This window comes from Pseudomonas sp. CFII68, assembly GCF_000416195.1.
GTDB classification, from domain to species: Bacteria; Pseudomonadota; Gammaproteobacteria; order Pseudomonadales; family Pseudomonadaceae; genus Aquipseudomonas; species Aquipseudomonas kilonensis.
Map to the genome: position 1 here is coordinate 1 of NZ_ATLN01000003.1, position 250 is coordinate 250.

Consider the following 250-nt stretch of genomic DNA (forward strand, 5'->3'; position numbering starts at 1 on the left):
CTGCCACGCTGACAACCATTCACTCCATCCCCCTGGTTGGCCTGGTGTTGCTCTTGGGCATCGACCGGTTCCTGAACGAAGCGCGGGCGGTGACCAACTTGATCGGCAACGGCATTGGAACCATCGCCATTGCCAAGTGGGACAACTCGTTCGATGTCGAGGCCTGCGAGCGTGAAATCGCCGCCATGAAAAACGAAAAGGCAGCAAGAAAGGCATTGCTGGCGCAAAAGTAATCCGCAAAGCGCCCCGG

At 58.0% G+C, this 250-nt stretch carries 1 pseudogene; it reads left to right on the top strand.

From position 1 onward, the window contains the following. A pseudogene (locus CFII68_RS25685) lies at window positions 1-233 on the top strand (C4-dicarboxylate transporter DctA); the annotation flags it as partial. Window positions 234-250 lie beyond the last annotated feature (17 nt).